General features: G+C 39.5%; 6 protein-coding genes and 3 rRNA genes (2 of these 9 running past the window's edge). 2 read left to right on the top strand and 7 right to left on the bottom strand.

The genetic code is table 11. From position 1 onward, the window contains the following. Together AB1284_RS24185 and AB1284_RS24180 are read right to left on the bottom strand one after the other, a co-directional pair. Nucleotides 1-631: ribosomal RNA gene (locus AB1284_RS24185) — 16S ribosomal RNA — on the bottom strand (it extends 920 nt beyond the left edge of the window). A 165-nt stretch (nucleotides 632-796) separates the two neighbouring features. Continuing rightward, nucleotides 797-973 carry a hypothetical protein gene (locus tag AB1284_RS24180; protein WP_429752722.1) on the bottom strand — a complete coding sequence of 59 codons (177 nt, stop codon included), beginning with the start codon at nucleotides 971-973 and terminating at the stop codon, nucleotides 797-799. 14 nt (nucleotides 974-987) lie between these two features. On the opposite strand from AB1284_RS24180, the gene AB1284_RS24175 reads away from it, so the two are divergent. Next, on the top strand, nucleotides 988-1,455 hold the full coding sequence (locus AB1284_RS24175; RefSeq protein ID WP_429754389.1) for a helix-turn-helix transcriptional regulator: 468 nt from the start codon (nucleotides 988-990) through the stop codon (nucleotides 1,453-1,455). 90 nt (nucleotides 1,456-1,545) lie between these two features. Here the strand turns inward: AB1284_RS24175 and AB1284_RS24170 are convergent, their stop codons facing one another. After that, the gene (locus AB1284_RS24170; RefSeq protein ID WP_429752723.1) at nucleotides 1,546-2,442 is read right to left on the bottom strand and encodes a DMT family transporter; all 897 of its coding nucleotides are present in this window, start codon (nucleotides 2,440-2,442) and stop codon (nucleotides 1,546-1,548) included. A gap of 267 nt (nucleotides 2,443-2,709) precedes the next feature. Between AB1284_RS24170 and AB1284_RS24165 the strand changes: the two genes are divergently transcribed. Next, nucleotides 2,710-3,255 carry a DUF1697 domain-containing protein gene (locus AB1284_RS24165; RefSeq protein ID WP_429752724.1) on the top strand — a complete coding sequence of 182 codons (546 nt, stop codon included), beginning with the start codon at nucleotides 2,710-2,712 and terminating at the stop codon, nucleotides 3,253-3,255. A 67-nt stretch (nucleotides 3,256-3,322) separates the two neighbouring features. Here AB1284_RS24165 and AB1284_RS24160 read toward each other — a convergent pair whose 3' ends face one another. The 4 genes from AB1284_RS24160 to AB1284_RS24145 form a co-directional block, all read right to left on the bottom strand. Beyond that, nucleotides 3,323-3,469 (bottom strand): hypothetical protein, encoded by a 147-nt coding sequence (locus AB1284_RS24160; protein WP_429752725.1) that lies wholly within the window; start codon nucleotides 3,467-3,469, stop codon nucleotides 3,323-3,325. Between the two features lie 34 nt (nucleotides 3,470-3,503). Further along, on the bottom strand, nucleotides 3,504-4,364 hold the full coding sequence (locus AB1284_RS24155) for an SMP-30/gluconolactonase/LRE family protein (RefSeq protein WP_429752726.1): 861 nt from the start codon (nucleotides 4,362-4,364) through the stop codon (nucleotides 3,504-3,506). Between the two features lie 210 nt (nucleotides 4,365-4,574). Beyond that, nucleotides 4,575-4,690, bottom strand: a 5S ribosomal RNA gene (rrf, locus tag AB1284_RS24150). A gap of 50 nt (nucleotides 4,691-4,740) precedes the next feature. Next, nucleotides 4,741-5,000 (bottom strand): 23S ribosomal RNA (locus AB1284_RS24145) (it continues 2,662 nt past the right edge of the window).

Here is a 5,000-nt window from a genome sequence, read left to right as displayed (position 1 = left end):
TTGAGCCGTGGGCTTTCACATCAGACTTAAGAAACCACCTGCGCGCGCTTTACGCCCAATAATTCCGGATAACGCTTGCCACCTACGTATTACCGCGGCTGCTGGCACGTAGTTAGCCGTGGCTTTCTGGTTAGGTACCGTCAAGGTGCCAGCTTATTCAACTAGCACTTGTTCTTCCCTAACAACAGAGCTTTACGACCCGAAGGCCTTCATCGCTCACGCGGCGTTGCTCCGTCAGACTTTCGTCCATTGCGGAAGATTCCCTACTGCTGCCTCCCGTAGGAGTCTGGGCCGTGTCTCAGTCCCAGTGTGGCCGATCACCCTCTCAGGTCGGCTACGCATCGTCGCCTTGGTGAGCCGTTACCTCACCAACTAGCTAATGCGCCGCAGGTCCATCTATAAGTGACAGCCGAAGCCGCCTTTCAATTTCGCACCATGCGGTGCAAAATGTTATCCGGTATTAGCCCCGGTTTCCCGGAGTTATCCCAGTCTTATAGGCAGGTTACCTACGTGTTACTCACCCGTCCGCCGCTAACTTCTTAAGAGCAAGCTCTTAATCGGTTCGCTCGACTTGCATGTATTAGGCACGCCGCCAGCGTTCATCCTGAGCCAGGATCAAACTCTCCAATAAAGTTTGTCTAGCATCATAAATAAAAATTGACGTTTCACGTTGTTTGTTTCGTTCAGTTTTCAAAGAACTTGTTTGCCGCTCAATTGGCGACTTCCTTATGTTAACATCTCAGTTATTCAATGTCAACTAAGTTTTCATTTCGTTTTCGCTTTCTGCTCTGTTGCATCAGCGACTCTTACTATAATACACACTTATCATTATAGAGTCAACATTTTTTATACATGCTAATTTCTTATCAAAGTCACCTTCTTTTTCTGCTGGAAGAAATAATACTCTACATTGAACAGTATCGTACCACTCTTCTACCCCACGATCATAAAGATCGTCCGCAATCTGTCTCATATTGTCTCTCATAGATACAAAAGTCACTTTTCCATTTTAAAGCTTTCGGGCTCTTCCTATCTAACGGATTATGGTATACTCCTGCATTTTGTTACAAACGAAAAAGCAATGTACCATTTCGAGTCGATCGGATTATTTCTCTCAAAGTGCAACAGGATTTTCCGGAACCAATTCCAGTAGATATGACAGTTACACAATGGTTAAAGCAAACAGAGTTTTTATCAAAAGAGCTCACTTTACAGGCAAAGTTAACAAAAAAAGGGTGCAAAATCCATTCTCCTCATCCTATCGGAGAATGGATTCAAGTTACTCCTAACGGTACTGGAGTAATTAATGAAAAAGTTAAGGAGTCAGATATCCCTTTTATTGGCGGATTGTTCCTCAGTCTTGGGGCAGAAATATTAATAGAGAGGCCTCCGGAATTAATACGTTTCGTACGAGAAAAAGCACTAGAAGTAGCGAGTCAGTATTCAGAAATATAAAGCCCTTTTCTAAAAAAGAAGGAGCTAAATAAAATGGCACCTTCTTTTTAGAAAAAATATGTATAAGCATGTCTTCATAAGTATTAATGTTTATTTACTTAATACTGATCGAAGTAATATCTTAAACTTTGCTTGTTCTGCCCAGATAACAGCCAACAAAACAAGTCCTCCGCCCACAACAATTCTCCACGTTATAACCTCATCTAATAAAATGACAGACGCCATTATACTGACTAACGGAAGCACATTTAAGTACATTCCACCAACAGCTGCCGAAACTTCTTCTAGTACTTTATTCCATAGTAAGTAAGCAAGAATAGTAGGACCGACAATAAGGTACACTAAACTTCCCCATGCCTTCCACGTTATTGCATCCGGGATTCCACGATACGATACTTCAAAGGTAGTAAAAGGTAAAACTATAATAGCCCCTACAAGTAAAGTTAATGTAGTAAATGCACCGCTTGTTAAATTCGCTTCCTCCTTCGGCTGTTTTAATAAAATATTATAAAAAGCAAATAGAATTGTACTGGCTAAAATAAGTAAGTCTCCAATAAAAGAGGATGTACCCTCATTTTGATTACCTGGAATTGTTATAAGCAATACACCGCACATCCCTAAAAACATACCAATCCAGTACTTCCAACTGATCTTTTCTTTAAGAAAAACAGCAGAAAACATAATAATGAATAAAGGCAATGTAGCATCAATAATACTCACATGCATTCCACTTGTAAGAGAAATTCCATATGAAGTAAACATAAAATACCCCGCAACACCTGTAAAAGATAAAATTATAATTCTTTTCCACGGAATATAACTTCGTCTTACTTCCGACCAATAAAAAGGAAGGAATAAGCAGCCAGCTAAAGATAAGCGTAAAAAAAGTAAAATAAAAGGCGGGAATGAATGCAATGCCCACTTTGTTGGAGCAATAGCAATTCCCCATAGCATAATCGCTATTATTAGCATAAAAATGCCTCTCATATGTATTTCACATCCGTTTCAATTACAATTGTTAAGTTAAGTAATAGATTTCATCCAAATCTACATTCAAAAAAGTTAAAAACAACAGTAACCTTTAAATATAGGATTTTTTATATTTTAATAGACTATGCCAAATATATAGTTGAATAAATTTCGTAATTCTAATTACTTACTGCACAGAGCTTTTCCCAATATAAAAAGGAATCCCTCTTCAAGGTAACGAATTTGTTAGTTGCAATATAAAACAAAAAGACTGAAGGTGACAGAATGGCAATTTATATCGCGCTGTTGCGAGGCATTAACGTAAGCGGACATAATAAGATTAAAATGGCTGAATTGAGGCATATGTTAGAAACGATGGGTCTCAACCGAGTACAAACATATATTCAAACTGGCAATGTCCTATTTGAATCAGCGGAGGATATAGAATCATTGTGCTTCCGAATTGAGAATGAAATTAAAACAGCTTTTGGAATTTCAATCACCGTTGTCGTAAGAACATCCACAGAATTTGAGAGTATCATTGAGCATTGCCCATATACAGATGTACCCTTGGCCAAAGGAGAAAGTGTTCATGTTTCCATTTTGACTGAAGAGCCTCAACAAAAGGTGGCCGAGCTGCTATCGAACAGCGAACGTGATAATGATGAATACTATATGCATGGACGTGAAATTTACTTCTTGTTCCGTCAAAGCATGCCGGATTCCAAGTTGGCAAAGAATCTACAGAAACTCGGAAATACAGCAACAACACGCAACTGGAATACAATCAATAAGCTGGCTGCGCTATTGAAGGCGATGCAAGCTGAATAAGAAAAAATATTTCCGAGGGAACAATAGGGGGAATTCCAAATTTCATGAAAATGTTTACGTATTTTCACTATTGTTTCCCTTGTTCATCGACAGTAATGTTTCGCTCATTTGGCTCTAACATCATAAATTCCGTCTCCTCATCCAGTCGTCTACAAAGTGAGCGGGATTTTTTTACATCTGCTATTTTAACCTCTCGAAGTCGTACATTTTCCAATATCCAAACTACTTTCTTCGTAAGTTTGATAAATTCATCCATTAAATTGATATGTAGGACATCCTCTTATGTTCATTTTTATTCGAAATACTCCACCAGCACTCGAATCTGTACTATGCATTCTTGCCGTTGAAACATATAACTCATTTAAGTCACTTCCACCAAATGTACAAGAGGTCACATATAAAGCGGGTATAGGAATAGTTAGCAACTGTTCTCCATTTACAGGGTTCCACCTCGATACTTTAGAACCTCCCCAGTGAGCAATCCATAGCATACCTTCTTCATCAATTGTCATCCCATCAGGAAGTCCTTCCTCTTTTGGTATGACAATAACATCTTGTGGGTTTGTAATATGACCTGTATGGACATCATAATCAAAACAAACTACTTTTCTTGTAGGTGTATCAATGAAATACATGTATTTATGATTGGGTGACCACGCTAAACCATTAGAAGTACTCACTTGTTCTAATTTCTTTTTGACAGTTAAATCGGTATCTAAGCAGTAAAGAGCTCCCTCTCCACTTATACCAACTGAGTCTGTAGTACCTGCCCAAAAGCGACCTGCTGGATCGCACTTCCCATCTTTAAAGCGATTGTCTTGTAAATGGCTTTCTGGATCATAAATAGCCTGTAGTTCTTCCGTATCAGGATTTAATGAATGAAAGCCATTCTCTAAAGCAAGGATCATGTTACCAGATTCCCTAGGAACCACTGACCCTACCATCTGTCCAACAAAGATTTCCTTATTTTTATTTGTAATAGGATTATAGATATGAACCTTCTTCTCTAAGATATCAACCCAATATAGTAACTGCTTTTTACTATCCCAGCAAGGCCCTTCTCCAAGAGTAGCCTTAGCATCAATTACTAATTCTAATTCACCTAGCAAATTAACACCCCTTTATTAAAGAATATTCCGTCTATTTATAGTAACATGTATGCACAGCTCTATTAAAGCTTGGAGATGCCGATATTTTCCCCGCAGGTATTATATACATCATAGAATACAACGTGAAGCTTCCATCAGTGTAGGTCTTACTGCTCTTTAATGCAGGATGAAAGCACAAAAAAGACGAGTCATACTGACTCGTCTTAGATTGCCTGGCAACGTCCTACTCTCACAGGGACAAAATCCCAACTACCATCGGCGCTAGAGAGCTTAACTTCCGTGTTCGGTATGGGAACGGGTGTGACCTCTCTGCCATCATTACCAGACTTATGAAGGTATATTCCTTCAAAACTAGATAACATTTGCTTCATATTATATGGTTAAGTCCTCGATCTATTAGTATTCGTCAGCTCCACATGTCACCATGCTTCCACCTCGAACCTATCAACCTGATCATCTTTCAGGGATCTTACTAGCTTACGCTATGGGAAATCTCATCTTGAGGGGGGCTTCATGCTTAGATGCTTTCAGCACTTATCCCTTCCGCACATAGCTACCCAGCTATGCCCTTGGCAGAACAACTGGTACACCAGCGGTGCGTCCATCCCGGTCCTCTCGTACTAAGGACAGCTCCTC

Origin of the sequence: Bacillus sp. S2(2024) (assembly GCF_050474045.1) — a bacterium.
Lineage (GTDB): Bacteria > Bacillota > Bacilli > Bacillales > Bacillaceae_G > Bacillus_A > Bacillus_A yunxiaonensis.
Note: the sequence above shows the minus strand (reverse complement) of the source record. Positions and strands in the feature narration are given on the sequence as shown.